General features: G+C 44.3%; 16 protein-coding genes. 4 read left to right on the top strand and 12 right to left on the bottom strand.

The genetic code is table 11. The features are described from left to right. Window positions 1-135: 135 nt before the first annotated feature. Complete coding sequence (gene bioA, locus NX845_RS00485; RefSeq protein ID WP_065681201.1) at window positions 136-1,413, top strand: adenosylmethionine--8-amino-7-oxononanoate transaminase; 1,278 nt, start codon at window positions 136-138, stop codon at window positions 1,411-1,413. A 104-nt stretch (window positions 1,414-1,517) separates the two neighbouring features. Here bioA and NX845_RS00480 read toward each other — a convergent pair whose 3' ends face one another. From NX845_RS00480 to lrp, 6 genes are all read right to left on the bottom strand, one after another. Further along, window positions 1,518-1,784: a DksA/TraR family C4-type zinc finger protein gene (locus NX845_RS00480; protein ID WP_065681200.1), complete on the bottom strand. Its 267-nt coding sequence runs from the start codon at window positions 1,782-1,784 to the stop codon at window positions 1,518-1,520. Window positions 1,785-1,995: 211 nt separating this feature from the next. After that, window positions 1,996-3,303, bottom strand: coding sequence for a serine--tRNA ligase (gene serS, locus NX845_RS00475; protein WP_004734554.1), 1,308 nt, complete (start codon window positions 3,301-3,303; stop codon window positions 1,996-1,998). A gap of 142 nt (window positions 3,304-3,445) precedes the next feature. Beyond that, window positions 3,446-4,801 (bottom strand): replication-associated recombination protein A, encoded by a 1,356-nt coding sequence (locus tag NX845_RS00470; RefSeq protein ID WP_241909547.1) that lies wholly within the window; start codon window positions 4,799-4,801, stop codon window positions 3,446-3,448. A 64-nt stretch (window positions 4,802-4,865) separates the two neighbouring features. Next, a complete protein-coding gene (lolA, locus tag NX845_RS00465) occupies window positions 4,866-5,462 on the bottom strand; it encodes an outer membrane lipoprotein chaperone LolA (protein WP_029222076.1) in 597 nt (198 codons plus the stop codon). Between the two features lie 75 nt (window positions 5,463-5,537). Next, on the bottom strand, window positions 5,538-8,720 hold the full coding sequence (locus NX845_RS00460; RefSeq protein ID WP_065607786.1) for a DNA translocase FtsK 4TM domain-containing protein: 3,183 nt from the start codon (window positions 8,718-8,720) through the stop codon (window positions 5,538-5,540). Window positions 8,721-8,882: 162 nt separating this feature from the next. Continuing rightward, a complete protein-coding gene (lrp, locus tag NX845_RS00455; RefSeq protein WP_004734558.1) occupies window positions 8,883-9,377 on the bottom strand; it encodes a leucine-responsive transcriptional regulator Lrp in 495 nt (164 codons plus the stop codon). 156 nt (window positions 9,378-9,533) lie between these two features. Here lrp and ald point away from each other — a divergent pair, with 156 nt between their 5' ends. Further along, window positions 9,534-10,658 (top strand): alanine dehydrogenase, encoded by a 1,125-nt coding sequence (gene ald / locus NX845_RS00450; protein ID WP_004734559.1) that lies wholly within the window; start codon window positions 9,534-9,536, stop codon window positions 10,656-10,658. 186 nt (window positions 10,659-10,844) lie between these two features. Here ald and NX845_RS00445 read toward each other — a convergent pair whose 3' ends face one another. Then, complete coding sequence (locus NX845_RS00445; RefSeq protein ID WP_065681199.1) at window positions 10,845-12,053, bottom strand: methyltransferase; 1,209 nt, start codon at window positions 12,051-12,053, stop codon at window positions 10,845-10,847. Between the two features lie 342 nt (window positions 12,054-12,395). Continuing rightward, window positions 12,396-13,370, bottom strand: a complete 975-nt coding sequence (gene cysB, locus NX845_RS00440) for an HTH-type transcriptional regulator CysB (protein ID WP_004734561.1) — start codon at window positions 13,368-13,370, stop codon at window positions 12,396-12,398. Window positions 13,371-13,692: 322 nt separating this feature from the next. Here cysB and NX845_RS00435 point away from each other — a divergent pair, with 322 nt between their 5' ends. Both NX845_RS00435 and NX845_RS00430 read left to right on the top strand, forming a co-directional pair. Continuing rightward, the gene (locus NX845_RS00435) at window positions 13,693-14,457 is read left to right on the top strand and encodes a hypothetical protein (protein ID WP_004734562.1); all 765 of its coding nucleotides are present in this window, start codon (window positions 13,693-13,695) and stop codon (window positions 14,455-14,457) included. A 102-nt stretch (window positions 14,458-14,559) separates the two neighbouring features. Beyond that, window positions 14,560-15,354, top strand: coding sequence for a tRNA isopentenyl-2-thiomethyl-A-37 hydroxylase MiaE (locus tag NX845_RS00430; protein WP_302622109.1), 795 nt, complete (start codon window positions 14,560-14,562; stop codon window positions 15,352-15,354). Window positions 15,355-15,463: 109 nt separating this feature from the next. Here the strand turns inward: NX845_RS00430 and pyrF are convergent, their stop codons facing one another. The 4 genes from pyrF to ihfB all read right to left on the bottom strand — a co-directional run bounded on the left by pyrF (window position 15,464) and on the right by ihfB (window position 18,156). Further along, window positions 15,464-16,159, bottom strand: a complete 696-nt coding sequence (gene pyrF, locus NX845_RS00425; protein WP_017078954.1) for an orotidine-5'-phosphate decarboxylase — start codon at window positions 16,157-16,159, stop codon at window positions 15,464-15,466. Between the two features lie 122 nt (window positions 16,160-16,281). After that, the gene (gene lapB, locus NX845_RS00420) at window positions 16,282-17,457 is read right to left on the bottom strand and encodes a lipopolysaccharide assembly protein LapB (RefSeq protein WP_065681198.1); all 1,176 of its coding nucleotides are present in this window, start codon (window positions 17,455-17,457) and stop codon (window positions 16,282-16,284) included. A 12-nt stretch (window positions 17,458-17,469) separates the two neighbouring features. Further along, window positions 17,470-17,742 (bottom strand): LapA family protein, encoded by a 273-nt coding sequence (locus NX845_RS00415; protein WP_065681197.1) that lies wholly within the window; start codon window positions 17,740-17,742, stop codon window positions 17,470-17,472. Window positions 17,743-17,871: 129 nt separating this feature from the next. Then, window positions 17,872-18,156 (bottom strand): integration host factor subunit beta, encoded by a 285-nt coding sequence (gene ihfB / locus NX845_RS00410; RefSeq protein ID WP_010439923.1) that lies wholly within the window; start codon window positions 18,154-18,156, stop codon window positions 17,872-17,874. Between the last annotated feature and the right edge of the window lie 24 nt (window positions 18,157-18,180).

Genomic DNA, 18,180 nt, shown 5'->3' with positions numbered 1-18,180 from the left:
ATGTTGCATCTCTATCAATAGAGATTGCATTTATGCTTGGCTAGTCTACCGACAAGCTTTAGACTGTCAACACATTGATAATATCAAAAGTTTACATCTGGTTATTTTTTAATCACACCAAGAATGGAAGTTACTATGGATCTCGCCTTTGATCGCCAGCATATCTGGCATCCCTACACATCAACGTTAACACCTCTGACCTGCTATCCAGTCACCAACGCAGACGGTGTTTACCTAGAATTAGAAGGCGGAAAACGAATTATTGATGGTATGTCATCTTGGTGGTCAACCATCCACGGCTACAATCACCCTGAGTTAAATGCCGCCGCACACAGTCAAATCGATAAGGTTTCACACGTTATGTTTGGTGGTATCACCCACCAGCCCGCTATCGATTTATGTAAGAAGTTGTTGAAACTTGCGCCAAGTAATCTAGAGCACGTATTCTTGGCCGATTCAGGTTCAGTGGCCGTGGAAGTTAGCCTTAAGATGGCACTGCAGTACTGGCATGCTAAAGGGCAACCTCGTTCAAAGTTCCTAACGCTAAGAGATGGTTACCACGGCGATACCTTCGCGGCAATGTCGGTGACCGATCCAGATAACTCGATGCACAGCCTTTACAAAGGCTTTTTGCCTGAGCACATTTTCGCTGATTCGCCAAAAACTGGCTTTTGGGATGAGTGGAATTCAAGTGACATCAATAGCTTTCGAGAGAAACTCACAGCGCATCATGCAGAGGTTGCCGCCGTAATCTTAGAGCCTATCGTTCAAGGCGCTGGCGGCATGCGCATCTACCACCCTGAGTTCCTGAGACAGGTTCGCTTGCTGTGTGATGAATTCAACGTATTACTTATTTTGGATGAGATTGCGACCGGATTTGGCCGAACAGGCAAACTGTTCGCCTGTGAGCATGCCGATGTTCAACCCGATATTTTATGCGTAGGCAAGGCTTTAACTGGCGGCTATATGACACTGTCAGCGACACTTGCGAGCAAAGAAGTCGCAGACACCGTATGTGGCGGTGAAGCCGGTTGCTTTATGCACGGGCCTACCTTTATGGGTAACCCTTTAGCTTGTGCTGTGGGTGCAGCAAGTTTATCCATCATCGAGCAAGGCCATTGGAAAAATCAGACTCAACAGATTGAACAACTCTTTTCTGAATTGCTACCGCCTCTACTCGAGCATGAACTGGTTAAAGACGTTCGTTGGCTTGGTGCTATTGGCGTTGTCGAAACTCACACGCCTGTCGATATGGAAACCATCCAAGCGCACTTTGTAGAGCAAGGTGTTTGGATCCGCCCATTTGGTAAGTTGATTTATATGATGCCTCCGTTCATTAGCAAACCGGAACATATCGAACAACTTGTTTGCGCAATTGATTGCGCATTAAAAGATAGCCGCTGCTTTAAATAGAAGACAAAACTATGACCTCTCCTTGCTGGTTCATTTGCTATCTGCAATATTGAAGTTAAGGAGAGGTCGGTTAGTTATTATCGACAATAGAGAACGACCGCCTTCTAACGAAGTTGGCTGTCTTTACTTGCTCTGCGATTGAACAATGAGTGACGATGCGCAACGTGTTCAAACATGGACTGGCATCCAATACAGAAACGCACGCCTTTAATCGCTAGCCGTCTCTTTTCTGATATCTCATCACCGCACTCGTCACAATAATGCAAGCTTTCCCCACTTTGAATGTTCCCTCTTACACGAGAGATCTCATCATCAATGGTATTTTGAATTTGCTGACTGACGCTATCGTCACCTGCCCATCCTAAGGCCATAAGTCCTCCTCTGTATTTGCATGAGAAAATTTGTACCTACCGCGGTAAGAGCACATTATAACCATTTTTGAGTGATGTAATAATAACCAAAATTAGAGAAACACTATTACAAATGAGTAATGAAACTGGCCCTCGACTTACTGCTTTCCGGTGTAACAGATAATAAAAAACCCAGCCGATTGACTGGGTTTTCGTATAACAGTTTTACTGATTAACCAATGTGCGTTACGCCGCCCATGTATGGTTGAAGTACTGTTGGGATAGCAATACGGCCATCTGCTTCTTGGTTGTTCTCAAGAATAGCAACCATAGTACGACCAACAGCAAGACCAGAACCGTTTAGTGTGTGTACAAGTTCAGGTTTCTTCTCGCCTTTACGACGGAAACGAGCTTGCATACGACGCGCTTGGAAATCCCACATGTTTGAACAAGAAGAAATTTCACGGTAAGTCTCTTGTGCTGGAACCCATACTTCTAAGTCGTAAGTTTTCGCAGAACCGAAGCCCATGTCACCTGTACATAGAATCACTTTACGGTAAGGAAGCTCTAGAAGTTGAAGTACTTTCTCAGCATGACCTGTTAGCTCTTCAAGCGCTGCCATTGAGTCTTCTGGCTTAGTGATTTGTACTAGTTCAACTTTGTCGAATTGGTGCATACGGATAAGACCACGAGTGTCACGACCGTAAGAACCCGCTTCAGAACGGAAACATGGCGTGTGAGCTGTCATCTTAAGTGGCAGTTCAGCTTCATCAGTAATAGTGTCACGAACCATGTTCGTTACCGGTACTTCTGCTGTAGGGATAAGCGATAGCGTTTTAAGAGGCACGTCACTTACTTGCTCAGTTAGTGGGCTTGTGTGGAACAAGTCTTCGCCGAACTTAGGAAGTTGACCAGTACCGTATAGGCTATCGTGGTTCACTAGGTACGGTACGTACATTTCTGTGTAGCCGTGCTCATCAGTGTGAAGATCCAGCATGAACTGAGCAATAGCACGGTGTAGACGTGCAAATTTGCCTTTCATCACGATGAAACGAGAACCTGAGATTTTAACTGCGCTAGCAAAATCAAGACCGCCAGACATTTCGCCAAGATCTACGTGATCTTTCACTTCGAAGTCGTAAGTCTTAGGTTGACCCCAACGAGAAACTTCTACGTTGTCGTCTTCATCTTTACCGTCTGGCACTTCTGCATCAGGTAAGTTAGGAATTGACATGGTGATCGTTTCTAGCTCAGATTGAAGCTCAGCCAATGTTACTTTAGCTTGGTCTAGTTCTGCGCCTAAGTTGCCTACTTCAGCAAGGATACGCTCAGCTTCTTCATGGTCGCCTTTTGCTTTCGCTTGACCAATGGACTTCGATCGAGAGTTACGTAACGCTTGCAGCTCTTCAGTTTTCATCTGAAGGGACTTACGTTTTTCTTCAAGTTCACGAATTGTCTCTACATCAAGGGTGAAGCCTCGACGTGCTAATTTTGCCGCTGTTTCATCCAGCTCAGCTCGAAGTAATTTAGAATCCAGCATTGCTAATCCTATGCTTTAGTTATTTGAATATTCAGTAGATTGCTACTGAATCACTGCTAAACCCCTAAAACTGGTGCTATTTCGACCAATTTCAAACGATTTAATTGAATTTTTATGACTAGGTAACGATATCCAAAAAAGACTACTTTTCATAGCGTTTTTGTGGGCTTTTTGCGTCCAAATCCGCCAGATAATCTAGCTTCTCGCCAATTTTGGTCTCTAAGCCTCGTTTTGTTGGGAAATAGTATTGTGTTTCGCCCATTTCAGGCGGCAAATACTTTTCGCCAGCTGCGTAGGCACCAGGTTCGTCATGAGCATAACGGTATTCTTGCCCGTAGCCCATGTCCTTCATCAAAGTTGTAGGTGCATTTCGTAAATGATGAGGAACTTCATACTCAGGCAGATTGTGTGCATCCGTTAACGCTTGCTTCCAAGCGGTGTAAACGGCGTTACTCTTTGGCGCACACGCGAGATAAACAACCGCCTGTGCAATAGCACGCTCACCTTCGGCAGGACCAATTCGAGTGAAGCAGTCCCAAGCGGACATTGCGACCTGCATTGCGCGTGGGTCAGCATTACCGATATCTTCAGAAGCTATCGCCAGCAAACGTCTTACGATATACAAAGGGTCACAACCCGCAGCAATCATTCTTGCTGACCAATACAACGCCGCATCAGGGTTTGAACCGCGAATCGATTTGTGAACAGCGGAGATCAAGTCGTACCAAATATCGCCCTTATTATCAAAGCGAGCGACTTTCTCCCCAGCTACCTCAGCCAGCAACTGTAACGTTATCGCTTTCTCGCCTTTGTCGTTGTCTTCTGCCATGTCATACAGCAGCTCAAGATAGTTGAGCGACATACGTGCGTCACCGTTGACCAGTTCAGCGAGGCGATCTAAGACGTTACCAGCAAAATCAGCCGTTACATCACCCAGACCGCGCTGTTTATCTTCAATAGCTTGGCGAATAACGAGAGAAATATCATCGGTATGAAGCGAAGTCAGCTTGTAAACACGCGCACGTGACAACAAAGCGTTGTTCAGTTCAAAGGATGGGTTTTCTGTGGTCGCGCCAATAAAGGTCACGGTGCCATCTTCAATATGTGGCAAAAAGGCATCTTGCTGACTTTTGTTAAAGCGATGGACTTCGTCCACAAACAGGATCGTTCTGCGCCCTGCTTGTTTGTTTTCACGCGCTTTTTCAATCGCGATACGAATGTCTTTAACACCCGAGGTTACCGCTGATACGCGCTCAACTTCAGCATTCGCATAGTTTGCTGCCACTTCCGCCAGCGTGGTTTTACCGGTGCCAGGAGGCCCCCATAAAATCATCGAGTGAATATGGCCCGCTTCCAACGCTCTACGAAGTGGTTTACCTGGGCCTAATATATGCTGCTGACCGATGTACTGTTCGACAGTTTCAGGTCTCATACGAGCAGCAAGGGGACGAAAATCTTCGTCCCCTGCAAAATCTAAGCTGTAATTACTCAATTGCAATCTCTTGATTCGTTGATGGCATCTGTGCCTATCGACGTACTACCAAATGATCTGCTTCATTAGATCAGTTTCTTTGGTCGTCGACCTCGACACCTTCCGGTGCCACAAAAGTAAAGCGGTCTGCTGCAGGTTTACCTAAGTCAACATTGCTAAAGGTAAACTCACCTTTCTGACCGTCTTGTTCAATCACGTTAAAGCCCTGAACAATGCCCTTTTCAGTAATCTTAATCTGGAAGTCGCCTTGATTAGAATCTACAGCTGTCGGCGTTAGCGTAAATTGGTTACCCGTTTGCGCGACATTGTAGTTGTCCCAATCGCTTTCTTGGTTACGAGTCAGCAATACAAAAGGCGTTTGCGATGTGGCTTGTTCTTGCCAGTAAATGCTCACTTGTTCAATGAACGGGCTGTAGTACCACAAGCTTTGACCATCAGATACCAATAGGTTTTCATCAGGGAAAGTCGTTTCCCAACGGAATAAGCTTGGGCGTGCAATCTCAACCGTGCCCTCGCCTTCCATAACAACATCACCATCAGGGCTAGTCACGACTTGTTTAAAGTCGGCGCTAAAACCTGCATTCAATGACAAGCGGCTACTCAGTTCTTCTTTCGGAGAAGCCAATACTGAAAAGCTCATAAATAAAAGTGCGAATACTTTTTTCATCAATAATCCTGTTAGAACATAAGTCGGTCATATTCTCGATTTGACCGACTTAATGGTTGTGAGTTCCGAGCGGAACTAATCTTTTGGTGGCGCTGGCGCTAAGACTTCACGGTTACCGTTATGGCCAGGAGCACTCACAATGCCTTGAGCTTCAAGCTGCTCAACAATTCGTGCCGCACGGTTATAGCCAATCTTGAATCGACGTTGTACGCCAGAAACTGAACCACGACGTGAATGGACAACGTGTTCTACCACTTGATCAAACAGTGGATCGACTTCTTCATCGCCTTCCATCTTCTCACCCGGTAACAGTGTTTCCGGGGTTTGGTCGCCGTTCGTAATCTCTTCAATATAGTTTGGCTTACCGCGTGCTTTCCAGTTGTTCACTACCGCGTGTACATCATCATCAGATGCAAACGCACCGTGTACACGAGTTGTGTGGCTTGAACCCGGTGGTAAGTACAACATATCACCCATACCCAATAATGATTCTGCACCACCTTGGTCAAGAATAGTTCTTGAATCCGTTTTGGTTGATACCGTAAAGGCAACACGTGTTGGGATGTTTGCTTTAATAAGACCAGTAATAACATCCACCGAAGGACGTTGAGTGGCTAAGATCAAGTGAACACCAGCCGCACGCGCTTTCTGCGCCAAACGTGCAATCAGTTCTTCAACTTTCTTACCGACTACCATGATTAAATCAGCGAATTCATCGACGACAACCACAATATAAGGCAGTTTTTCCAACAATGGAGCTTCAGGGTCCATGCTGTCGCCCGGTTTCCACAGTGGGTCATGAATTGGGTGACCCGCTTCCGCGGCCATCTTCAATTTGTCGTTGTAGCCTTTGATGTTACGAACACCGAGAGCCGACATCAGTTTGTAACGACGTTCCATTTCACCTACACACCAACGAAGGGCGTTAGACGCATCTTTCATGTCAGTCACAACTTCAGACAATAGATGTGGAATACCTTCATAGATAGACAATTCCAACATTTTCGGGTCGATCATGATGAAACGAACTTCTTCAGGCGATGCCTTGTAAAGCATACTCAAGATCATCACGTTCACACCCACAGATTTACCAGAACCGGTTGTACCTGCAACCAGAACATGTGGCATCTTCGATAGGTCAGCAATAACTGCTTCACCAGCAATATCTTGCCCTAGAACAACGGTCGTTGGTGACTTCGCTTCTTGGAACTGAGGGCTGCCCACCACATCGGAGAAGAATACGGTTTGACGGCTCATGTTCGGCAATTCCAAACCAACATAAGGTTTACCCGGTATTACCTCGACGACACGTACTGCCAATGCAGAAAGCGAACGAGCTAAGTCCATAGAAAGGCCAGAAATACGGCTTACTTTGACGCCAGGAGCCAGATCGAGTTCGAATCGAGTGATGACAGGACCTGGGAAAATATCAACCACATCAGCTTTAATCTTGTAGTCCGCTAGCTTCGATTCAACAAGACGAGCGATCGCCTCTAGTGCATCGCGGTCAATAAAGGTTTCACGTTTTTCAGGGTGGAACAACAACTCAAGCGTTGGCAATGGTTCGGCCGGTTTCGGTAAGTTAACATCTTGCTGTACCAGGAACGGGTTTTGTGTCGCCGCCATGTTCGCTTGTGCCTCAGAGACAAGGCTTTGGAAGGCTGCAACATCTTGATCTTGGTGAAGAGGCTCTTCTTCTGTTACCTGTTCCCAAGGAAGATCAACCGTTGGCTCTTGAGTTTGTTCGTTTGATTGCTCAAATTCTGAATTATTTTGTTGGTTAACTAAAGACTCAGATTGCTCTGCATTATCTTCTTCAGTCGATACAGACTCGAACTCTGTAGACTGTTCATAACTTTGTTCTTCAGCCACATCAAACGGTGATGCTTGTACTGAGAAATCGTCTTCGCTTGGTTCTTCTGGTTCACCCATTGGCGAAGCGTATAACGATTCAGGTTGAACATCTTCCGTATCGAATTCACTCTCAACTTCTGGAGTGCGATCAACTTCTGAAGTGCTATCGACTGCTGACTCAGCACTTTCAAGGCCAATGTCAGTAGGGACAACTTCTGGTTGGTCGTTCTGCATGTATTGTTGGTACGCAGCCTGAGATTCGTGAGCATCCGTCTGATCTTGCTCAGCGAGATCATCTTCATACATAGCGGCATTTTCTAGCTGCTCTATCGTCGCATTCAACTGCTTCGAGCGCTCAATACCTTCTTCGAAAGGTTCTTCTGGCGCGTGGTAAACAGGAGCGACAGAGATAGGTTGCTCTGGTTGAATTTCAGGTTGAACTTGCGGTGCCTCATAAGTAGAAACCTCTGACTTAGCTGGAGCCTCTACTGGCATATGAATATTGTAATGACGCTTCGACGTTGCACTGTTGTCCAACGCATTTACGCCAGTGTCTGAAGAGTCGTTGGTCGCAGAGAAGCTCATCGCAGGGTCGAGCTGATCTTGTTCTGCTTCTTTATACCCTTCTATAGCCTTACCTTCGATAAGATTGTCTTCTAACGCAGGGACATCACGGAAAGTCGGCTTTTGATGACGTTCTGTTAGAGAATCTCTGTCTGTCGATTCTTTCAATTCAGGCTCAAGTAGCTCTTGATCTTGGCCACGCGCCTTATTAACAGCAGATGTAAAAAATTTAATGGCACATTCGCCTAGCCATTCCACAATACTTAACCAAGAAATTCCAGTTAATAGCGTCAAGCCAGCTCCCCATAAGAAAAGAAGAACTAGCGTACTACCGAGAACATTTAACGTGGGAAGCGCAAGGCTTGTTAGTACATCACCCACGACGCCACCTGACGAAAAGTACCAAATGTCGTCAAAGTTGATATCGGCTAGACCGCAACTAGTAAGAATAAGGACAGTAAGGCCAAGTAAGCGAGTACCCCACAGCATGAAATCGATCTGCTCGTCTTCATTACGTTTACGGAATAATACCCACGCAGCAACCGTTACCAAGATAGGTAAAGGGTAAGCCAGAGAACCAAACACAAAGAAAAGCGTATCCGCCAACCATGCACCTAAGTAGCCACCCGCATTTTGAATGTCACCACCCCACGCCGTTTGCGACCATGATGGGTCTGCAGGACTAAAAGTTAATAACGCAACGGCAAGTAGAATAGAGAAGAGAACACCCATAATCAGGCTGCACTCTTTTAGACGTTGAGAACCATTCAAACGAGGAGACTGAGGCTCTTCACTCGTTTTAATGATTGTTTCTACTTTATTACTGCTCTGCTTGAACATAAACCAACTTAATAATTAAACGGAATAAAACATCTCGAGCGACCAAAGCCGCCCGTTTCAATGAAACTACTGTTGATTTAACCATATCAAACAGAAAAACCCAATTCCAGAAAGCAAGAAAGCGGAACAAATGTCCGCTTTCTTTCATTTCACCAATTGTGACTAACGAGTTTTAATCACAAGTTGATTGGTTTGTTTCACTTCTTCCATTACAACGTAAGTTCGAGTGTCGTTTACGCCCGGTAGACGAAGTAACGTATCACCCAGTAGCTTACGGTAAGCACCCATATCCGATACACGTGTTTTTAGAAGATAGTCAAAATCACCCGACACTAAATGACACTCTTGGATGTCATCCAGTTTCTGCACAGCGGTGTTGAATTGTTCGAACACATCTGGAGCACCACGGTTCAACGTAATTTCAACAAACACTAAAAGTGAAGCATCAAGATACTGTGGGTTCAGCAACGCTGTGTACCCAGTAATGTAACCTTGACGTTCTAAACGACGAACACGCTCAAGACATGGAGTTGGAGAAAGTCCTACTCGTTTTGAGAGTTCAACGTTTGAGATACGACCGTCTTTTTGCAACTCATTAAGAATGTTGCGGTCAATACGATCTAGTTCCTTGGACGGCTTCTTATAATTGTCTGCCATTTTTTATTCCACCTTATTACTTCCTTGCAAAAAAATATACTACAACTTTTTAATATTCGGTATCAAATTCTATCTGAACCTATCTATACTAGATATTAATTCGACAGAATTACCCTACACATAGATAAAACAACCATAATATAATGAGGAGTCAGGATGATCATTGGCGTACCGAAGGAAATCAAGAACCACGAATACCGCGTTGGTATGACCCCAGCTAGCGTGAGAGAACTAATCTCACATAGCCACCAAGTTTTTGTTGAAACCAATGCCGGTACTGGTATCGGTTTTTCAGACGATGATTACATCGCTGTAGGCGCATCCATTCTTCCTACTGCTGCTGACGTTTTCGCGAAAGCAGAGATGATTGTAAAGGTTAAAGAACCTCAAGCTGTCGAGCGAGCTATGCTTCGTGAAGGGCAAATATTATTTACCTATTTACACCTTGCACCAGATTTTCCACAAACGGAAGAGCTAATCAAGAGCAAAGCTGTCTGCGTAGCCTATGAGACTGTAACAGATAATATGGGTCGCTTGCCACTATTAGCACCAATGTCTGAAGTCGCTGGTCGCATGTCTATTCAAGCAGGTGCACAAACACTAGAAAAATCTAACGGTGGTTGTGGTCTTCTTCTTGGCGGCGTTCCTGGTGTTGAACCAGCGAAAGTTGTAGTTGTTGGCGGCGGTGTTGTGGGTGCTAACGCAGCACGTATGGCTGTTGGCCTTCGCGCAGACGTAACCATTCTTGATCGCAACGTAGATACGCTTCGTCGTCTTGATGAAGAATTCCAAGGTCGCGCAAAAGTGGTTTATTCTACTGAAGACGCTATTGAGAAGCATGTTCTAGAAGCAGACCTAGTGATTGGTGCAGTACTAATCCCAGGCGCAGCCGCTCCTAAACTGGTTACAAAAGATCACATCGCTAAGATGAAGCCAGGTTCAGCAGTTGTTGATGTTGCAATCGACCAAGGTGGTTGTTTTGAAACTTCACATGCAACGACTCACGCCGATCCAACTTACATTGTTGATGACGTAGTTCACTACTGTGTTGCTAACATGCCAGGTGCCGTTGCTCGTACTTCTACTTACGCACTAAACAATGCAACACTTCCTTACATTGTTAAGCTAGCGAACAAAGGCTACCGCGAAGCACTTCTATCTGATGAAGGCTTCCTAGAAGGTCTTAACGTTATTCACGGTAAAGTAACTTGCAAAGAAGTTGCAGAGAGCTTTGACCTTGAATACGTAGATCCAGCTGAAGCAATCGCAATGTTTAACTAATGCTGTAATAGCTAACTGAGCGCAATAATCTTCTCGTTGAAGCGTTCAGTTAACTCATACACATTAAACAAAAAGCCAGTACGACATTATGTCGCGCTGGCTTTTTTACATTTATAGCTTTGTCTTGTATTCATAGCTTCATTTTTCATTTATGAGTTTAGCTCGTAAAACACGCAACAGTTCTGTCTACTGATAACGCTCAACTTTAACCCCATGAATCAATAGATTTCTTGGCGTAATACTACGTTCACAGAACTCTTCAATCAAAGCTTCATAGCCTTGTTCTTGCAGATAGATGGCACGATCTAAGGCCAACCATATCTCCAATGGTCGTCTAAAGACTTGTTGTACTAAGCTCAACCTCTCCATTTCCCAGAAAAGCGCCTCGCCTTGGGCTAAGTAGAAATCAAAATCGACGTCTGAACCAAGCGATACTTTTTTAACTTCAGATGCCCAGCGGCAGAATGATTCAAAACCCTTAGATAACTCTGACTTTTTAATGCTTGGCACTGGAATGTATTCGTCGATATGACGTTCAGCTTTGAGCAGTTTGCTGAAGCCCAAACGATAACTCATCTCTAGTTGGCGATGTCTCTTTACTCTTTCACCACCAGTGACGGTTTCTTGAAGCGGGATTCTTAAGTCGCTTTTGCTCAACGTTAGTGCTGAACCTTTGGCCACGGTAGACATAGCTTGATACACATCGCCTCGAATAAGGTGATAGCAACAAGGGGAAATTGTTACCGCCGATAGCCCATGTGAAACAGACTTTTTCACCAGTTCAACATGCAGATCACCACAAGCATGGAGCGCAACAGCGTGTTGATCAGAGTTAAATACGCCATCTGCTTCCTCTGAAAACGCGTCACCTTGGACAAAGTGCATTTCTAATTTCTGGTCGTCTGCTACCTTTTGTCCGCTTTCACATAACGATTGTTGCCATTCAAAGCTAGTGACCTTTTGATCTGATTGTTGAGATAAAATTCGGCCCAGAAAACCTTTGCCAGAACACCACTCTAGCCACTCTTTACCATGATGGTGTTCAAGTACAGCCTCTCCCATCGCCACGATTTGTTGCAGCTTTCTGCCGGGAATACCATCAGCAGTACCACGTGGGAGGTCTAATCCAACCAAAGCCGTGTTATCAAACTGGATATTTTGGTTAGCAGCATCTAATCGAGGAAGGAAGCGAGTCAGTTCCTCGACCAAAAGCTGAGGCTGCTCTTTTAACGTTTGAATGCGCTCAATACTCAAACCTTCTAACCAATCGACAAGTGGACGATTCACATCTTTCCATGGTTGATGGTGAGTTTGGCATAGATGAAAAGGCTCCGAACGCCAATAGACTTGGTGCTCTAACAAGAATGAGTCGAGTATTGTAAATCGTGAATGCATGCTTCCCCCTATAATGCGAGGATTGTAGGGGGAAGAGGCCAAAATGGAAAGGAAGGATACAAATCGAGGCTATAGGGACAGGCTATCAGTAAATAATACCAGTCACGGAAAGTCAGTGAACAGAAGTAGCACAGGTAAAGGATTGAGAACAAGGCAGCTCTGTTCGGCAAGTCGTTTCGATAAGTACTTATTCTGCAATCAAAAGTTCTAACAACGTCATCGAGCGTTTTAACAAGCTAGAGTGACCCGTTATTTACTACTATTGGTATAAACCAAAACCGAGTTCAAATGAAAACGGCCTGTAAACAGGCCGAATAGGTATCGAATTAAAGACTGTGCCCCTTAGCGAACAGGCAGGTCGATGTCTTTAAACATCTCTTCGATTTCTTCATTCGATTTCAAAGAAATAGCTTGTTCAACCACAGGACGAGTTAAGTGCGGTGCAAAACGCTCCATAAAATCAAACATGTAAGAACGCAGGAAAGTGCCTTTTCTAAAGCCAATGCTTGTGGTGCTCGCACCAAATAGGTGGCTCGCATCAATAGCAACCAAATCTGTATCTTGTTCGTGGTCAATCGCCATACTTGCGATTACACCAACTCCGATCCCCATACGAACATAAGTTTTAATTACGTCTGCATCCGTCGCGGTAAAAACAACTCGCGGTGTTAATCCTACTTTGTTGAATGCAGTATCAAGCTCAGAACGGCCAGTAAAACCAAATACATAAGTCACGAGAGAATAAGCAGCAAGATCTTCAATCGAGATAGTTCGTTTTTGCGCAAGAGGATGATCTTTAGTTACGACGATTGAACGGTTCCAGTGATAACAAGGCAGCATAATTGCATCTTGATAAAGGTGCAGCGCTTCCGTTGCAATCGCAAAGTTCGCAGTCCCTTTAGCGACCGCTTCTGACATCTGGCTTGGTGTACCTTGGTGCATGTGAAGCGACACTTTTGGATAACGTGCCGTGAAGCCTTTAATCACATCAGGGAGCGCATAACGAGCTTGAGTATGAGTGGTTGAAATATTCAATGTGCCCATCTCAGGATGAGTGTGCTCACCCGCGACTGCTTTAATACTCTCTACACGTGCCAAAATCTCTTGAGAGATACGAATGATATCCTCACCGGCTTGTGTAACCTGAGTTAAATGCTTACCGCTACGTTCAAAAATCTGAATGCCTAGCTCGTCTTCAAGTAACCTAACTTGCTTACTAATGCCGGGCTGAGATGTATACAAACTCTCTGCTGTCGCTGAAACATTTAGGTTATGGTTTAGAACCTCAACAATGTACTTCAGTTGCTGTAACTTCATATCTAACCTCGTAATCCTTTACTCATTTCTGCGCTAACTTATTTGCAAATAGAGCTTTATAGTCTCGTGTAATATAATTAATAGTTATAACGCTTCGAGAACCAAAATGACAGAAATAATGAGTTTTTCTAGCTTAACAAACAAAAACATCACTAACGCTTTGCAACCCACACCTCATTCTCATACATTAGTTGGTAAGTTTTGATTGCCGATTGTGCTCAACAAGAGATAATCAGAAATTGCAATTTACGAGTGCCGATACACAATGGAATCGTGTATCCTCTCAAGTTAGCTATAGAAAACAACAAGCAGACACAAATATATGAATATTGGTTTAATAATCGCCTTAGTCGCCGTTCTTTTGGTGTTGGTTTTAGGCTACAACATCATGCTTCAATACAAAGTTAAGGTAGAAACAGCGAAGAAACAGGAAGCTTCTCGTTATCTAACCATTATTGACGGAACAGAAGAGTTGATTGGTAATGCTCACCACATGCCGTTTAGCCAAGATCTTCTTATATGCTTAAACAATCGAATTCTTGATGCGTTAGAAAACATGTATCAGCTCGATCCCAAAAACAAGCAGCTTGCCCAACGCATTGAAAGCGTAAAACAACAAATCACTCAGCTTAAAGAGAACTACCAAGGTGGTGAAAGTACTACCTTCCGCGTTCCGAGCAGTGACAAACAAGCGATCATGATGCTGAAGCTAGTTAAGCGCCTACGTGATACGGTCCGTAACGAGCACAATAAAGGCCGCTTCGAGACTCAAGCTTATGTGGTTGAAAACGCTCGTTTAGAGACGATTCAAATTCGCATCAACATCGAAAATGTTATCAAGCGTGCAAACGACTCGATTTCTCGCGGACAGCCAGGCACAGCAATTCAGTTACTGCGTAAAGGTATCGACGCATTAGCAACTAAGAACGATTCATACTCTACTCAAGCGAAAGAAAAGCTTCAGCAGATGCTTAACGATCTTGATCAGAAGCGCCAAGATAAAAACGCGCAAGATTTACAACAGATCGAATCTAAAGAGCGTGACGAAGACATGGACGCCCTCTTCGGTCAGAAGAAGAAATGGTAACTGTCTAACGCAATACTTAAAGGCCGCTTATTTACACTAAATTAGCGGCCTTTTTTGTACCTGTTGAATTTCCTTTCTCTGTATAGGGAGATCTCTTGAGCTGTGATAAAATCCCGCATTATCAACAAACTTGCCCTGACCATGTATCAAGAATTATTAGCTCCAATCCACTATTTTCTTAAAGCTGAAACGCCAGATTCATGGATCGATGAAGCCAAAAAGCCTGAAAACCTTCACATCATTCTACGCGATCACATGCTTTGTGAGCTTAAGGCGGCACAGAGTGCTTTGTTCCTTATCCGCAAGTACGCAGTTGATAAAGAAAGCGCAAAGCAACTGAATGAATGGATTTTGCCCTACGAGCAATTTGCTTACCGTCGTGTCGGAGACTTAGAGTCTCTGCGTGGTAAAAGCAACGTATCAAAGCAAATTACAGCGAAAGAAGGCTGCAATTACGGCGCTGACCTGATCGATAAAATGGTATTGCTGATCAAAGAAGAGCTGCATCATTTCTACCAAGTCATGGAATTGATGGTAAAGAAAGGCGTCACTTACCAACCGATTGAAGCGGGTCGCTACGCTAAGGGTTTAATCAAGCAAGTCAAAACTTACGAACCCGATGCTCTAGTTGATAAGCTCATCATCGGTGCGTTTATCGAAGCTCGCTCTTGTGAGCGTTTCGCTAAATTAGCTCCATTCTTGGAAGAAGATATGGAGAAGTTTTACGTGTCTCTGCTTCGCTCAGAGGCTCGACATTACCAAGATTACCTTGAGTTAGCAGAGCAGATCGCAGGGAAAGATATCTCAGAGCGTATTGCTCATTTCGCGCAAGTAGAAGCGGATCTTATCACTTCAGAAGACAGCGATTTTAAGTTCCATAGCGGCGCTCCGGTTTAGGCTAGGCAAGATAACTCAAGTCCAGACCAATTCAATGCCTCGTACACAAATGAAAAGGCCAGCAATTTGCTGGCCTTCCTTCTTATTCGAATAGCTTTCTGATGCAAACTTAAGCTAGCGTACCGTTGATCTCTGCAAGTACAGCGGCAGGATCTATCGCTTGAGTGATAGGGCGACCGATAACAAGGTAGTCAGAACCTGACTCAATCGCTTTAGAAGGCGTCATAATTCTCTTCTGGTCACCAACATCAGCACCTACAGGACGAATACCAGGAGTTACTAGCTTGAATTCTTGGCCAAGTGCACCTTTAAGCAAAGAAGCCTCTTGTGCCGAACATACAACGCCGTCTAAGCCTGAGTTTTTAGTCAGAGATGCCAAGCGCATCACCTGCTGCTGTGGCTCAAGATCCAAACCAATACCCGCCAAGTCAGATTGCTCCATACTAGTCAGTACTGTCACGCCAATTAGCAACGGACGATCTTTACCATACGGTTCCAAAATTTCGCGAGACGCCGTCATCATGCGCTCACCGCCACTAGCATGTACGTTCACCATCCAAACGCCTAGTTCCGCGGCAGCTCGCACAGCTTTTGAACATGTGTTCGGGATGTCGTGGAATTTGAGATCCAAAAATACTGAGAAACCACGTTTATGCAATTCACGAACAAATTCAGGACCAAACAAGGTAAACATCTCTTTGCCCACTTTTAGACGGCAAGATGCTGGGTCAATACGATCAACAAAGGCTAACGCATCCGCTTGGTTATCATAATCCAATGCTACAATGATTTTTTGGTCGTTCATTTCATCTCCTAACGCAGTTAACTTTCTACAAAATATTTATACCAATCAGGCCATAAATAACAGTCATAAAAATGCAGCCCGAAAGCTGCAATTAATAATTTGGTCTTAAAATGACCACGAATCTATTCACCATCAAGCCCACGAATAGGCTTGATCGTTCCCCATCCCTTACATGAAGGGCAGTGCCAATACATTGAGTGTGTTGAGAAACCACACTGACGACAACGATAATGAGGCTTAACCTTAAGTTGTTCACCAACCATAGATTGAAGTGTGGTTAAGCTGTCTTTCGCACGACCTTCTTCTGCTTCCGCTAGGTGATAATCGATTAATCGATAAAAACCCTTCATGGTTGGATTTTTGACTAGCTGCTTTGTTAGTAGCTCTTGAGCAGAACCAACATCTTCATGGTGAGCAACCAATTGAGCGAGCATCAGTTCAGCGGACACACCAGCTTTATTCTGAATACAGGCTTTAAGGAACTCGACTAATTGAGCCTCTTGCCCAAGCTTGTGGTAACACTCAGCAAGGGTTGGCAACACCTCACTAATAAAGTCGATATCTTGCTCGAGTACCGATTCCAAACAATCGATTGTCTTTTGGTAGTCTTCGTTCGCTAAGTGGAACGTGCCTAGAGCGATGCTAGCACGGACACATTTAGGGTCTTCAGAAAGTGCCTTTTTGAAATGCTGAAGCGCTTTAGAACGATTACCATCGGCTTGCTCTTGCATCGCAAGTTCACACCAGAAATGTGCAACTGTCGCACGCATCTTCATTTTCTTCTTACCGAGCTTAACTAGGATATTTCCGTAATGAATAGCCTTGTTCCACTCTCGAGTTTGCTGATAAATAGCAACCAACTGTTGTAGAGCACCCTCTTTGTGATCGGGTTCTTCTACAAGCTGTTCAAAGATTTTTTCGGCGCGATCAAGAAAGCCAGAGACCATATAATCTTTAGCTAATTGTTGTAGTGCGAGGTTTTTCTGATCGAGAGTAAGCCCCGAACGAGAGATAAGATTTTGGTGGATACGAATAGCACGGTCGACTTCACCTCTAGATCGGAACAAATTGCCCAAAGCTAAGTGAGTATCGATGGTTTCATTGTCGACTTGAAGGAGTTCAATGAAGTGATCAACCGCTTTGTCAGACTGATCTGACAGTAATAGGTTCAAACCCGTCACGTATTGACGGGAAATCTGGTGTGATTGTTTCTGTTTTTCTTGCTGAGCATTACGATTACCCATATACCAACCGTAGGCGGCGGCAATAGGTAAGAGCAAGAACAGTAACTCTAACATCAAATAAGACCTTTAAGCTTTGGTATCAGCAGCTACCTGCTTTGATTGCTTATTGAGTTGTTTCTTCAAACGATAAATTCTCAGTTGAGATCGCATGTGCATATTGCCGAAGACTAACCAAGCAAGACCAAAACCTGAAACGAAGACAACACCTAATAAGCTTGATAGGTGGAAGTCACCTTGCGCTAGCAGATAGTTGAAATTCACACTTGTTTGGTTTTGAGAGCCTAAAGCCAGTGCAATTAGGAAAAGTGCGATAACGGCGACTATTTTTATAATTTTCATAGTTCATCACTCATTGGTTAGTTAGCTGTACGATTATGCAGGAAAATTACTAATCAGACCACCATATTATGGTCATAAAAAAGCGGCATACATTATAGTATGCCGCTTTTCTTAATTCCGATAAGTAGTCTACAGTCCTGAGTTTACTCGTTCGCGTAGCTCTTTACCTGGTTTAAAGTGAGGAACGTATTTACCTTCCAACTCAACCTTGTCACCAGTTTTAGGATTACGTCCAACACGAGGTTCACGGTAATGCAGAGAAAAACTGCCAAATCCGCGAATTTCGATTCGATCACCACTTTCTAGTGTTGAAGCCATGTGCTCTAAAATGTCTTTTACAGCGTCTTCAATTTCTTTTGCAGAAAGGTGCGTTTGCTCAGCGCACAGTCTTTCAATCAATTCAGACTTAGTCATAGTTACCCTCGTTGGTTTTCTTTT

Source organism: Vibrio sp. NC2, from assembly GCF_025195005.1.
GTDB classification, from domain to species: domain Bacteria; phylum Pseudomonadota; class Gammaproteobacteria; order Enterobacterales; family Vibrionaceae; genus Vibrio; species Vibrio splendidus.
This window is presented reverse-complemented; position numbering and strand designations above follow the sequence as displayed.

What these genes read in the sequence shown, in the direction of transcription:
- bioA (WP_065681201.1), top strand. Translation starts at nt 136, where the DNA reads ATGGATCTCGCCTTTGATCGCCAGCATATCTGGCATCCCTACACATCA.
- NX845_RS00480 (WP_065681200.1), bottom strand. Translation starts at nt 1,784, where the DNA reads ATGGCCTTAGGATGGGCAGGTGACGATAGCGTCAGTCAGCAAATTCAA.
- serS (WP_004734554.1), bottom strand. Translation starts at nt 3,303, where the DNA reads ATGCTGGATTCTAAATTACTTCGAGCTGAGCTGGATGAAACAGCGGCA.
- lolA (WP_029222076.1), bottom strand. Translation starts at nt 5,462, where the DNA reads ATGAAAAAAGTATTCGCACTTTTATTTATGAGCTTTTCAGTATTGGCT.
- NX845_RS00460 (WP_065607786.1), bottom strand. Translation starts at nt 8,720, where the DNA reads ATGTTCAAGCAGAGCAGTAATAAAGTAGAAACAATCATTAAAACGAGT.
- lrp (WP_004734558.1), bottom strand. Translation starts at nt 9,377, where the DNA reads ATGGCAGACAATTATAAGAAGCCGTCCAAGGAACTAGATCGTATTGAC.
- ald (WP_004734559.1), top strand. Translation starts at nt 9,534, where the DNA reads ATGATCATTGGCGTACCGAAGGAAATCAAGAACCACGAATACCGCGTT.
- NX845_RS00445 (WP_065681199.1), bottom strand. Translation starts at nt 12,053, where the DNA reads ATGCATTCACGATTTACAATACTCGACTCATTCTTGTTAGAGCACCAA.
- cysB (WP_004734561.1), bottom strand. Translation starts at nt 13,370, where the DNA reads ATGAAGTTACAGCAACTGAAGTACATTGTTGAGGTTCTAAACCATAAC.
- NX845_RS00435 (WP_004734562.1), top strand. Translation starts at nt 13,693, where the DNA reads ATGAATATTGGTTTAATAATCGCCTTAGTCGCCGTTCTTTTGGTGTTG.
- pyrF (WP_017078954.1), bottom strand. Translation starts at nt 16,159, where the DNA reads ATGAACGACCAAAAAATCATTGTAGCATTGGATTATGATAACCAAGCG.
- lapB (WP_065681198.1), bottom strand. Translation starts at nt 17,457, where the DNA reads ATGTTAGAGTTACTGTTCTTGCTCTTACCTATTGCCGCCGCCTACGGT.
- NX845_RS00415 (WP_065681197.1), bottom strand. Translation starts at nt 17,742, where the DNA reads ATGAAAATTATAAAAATAGTCGCCGTTATCGCACTTTTCCTAATTGCA.
- ihfB (WP_010439923.1), bottom strand. Translation starts at nt 18,156, where the DNA reads ATGACTAAGTCTGAATTGATTGAAAGACTGTGCGCTGAGCAAACGCAC.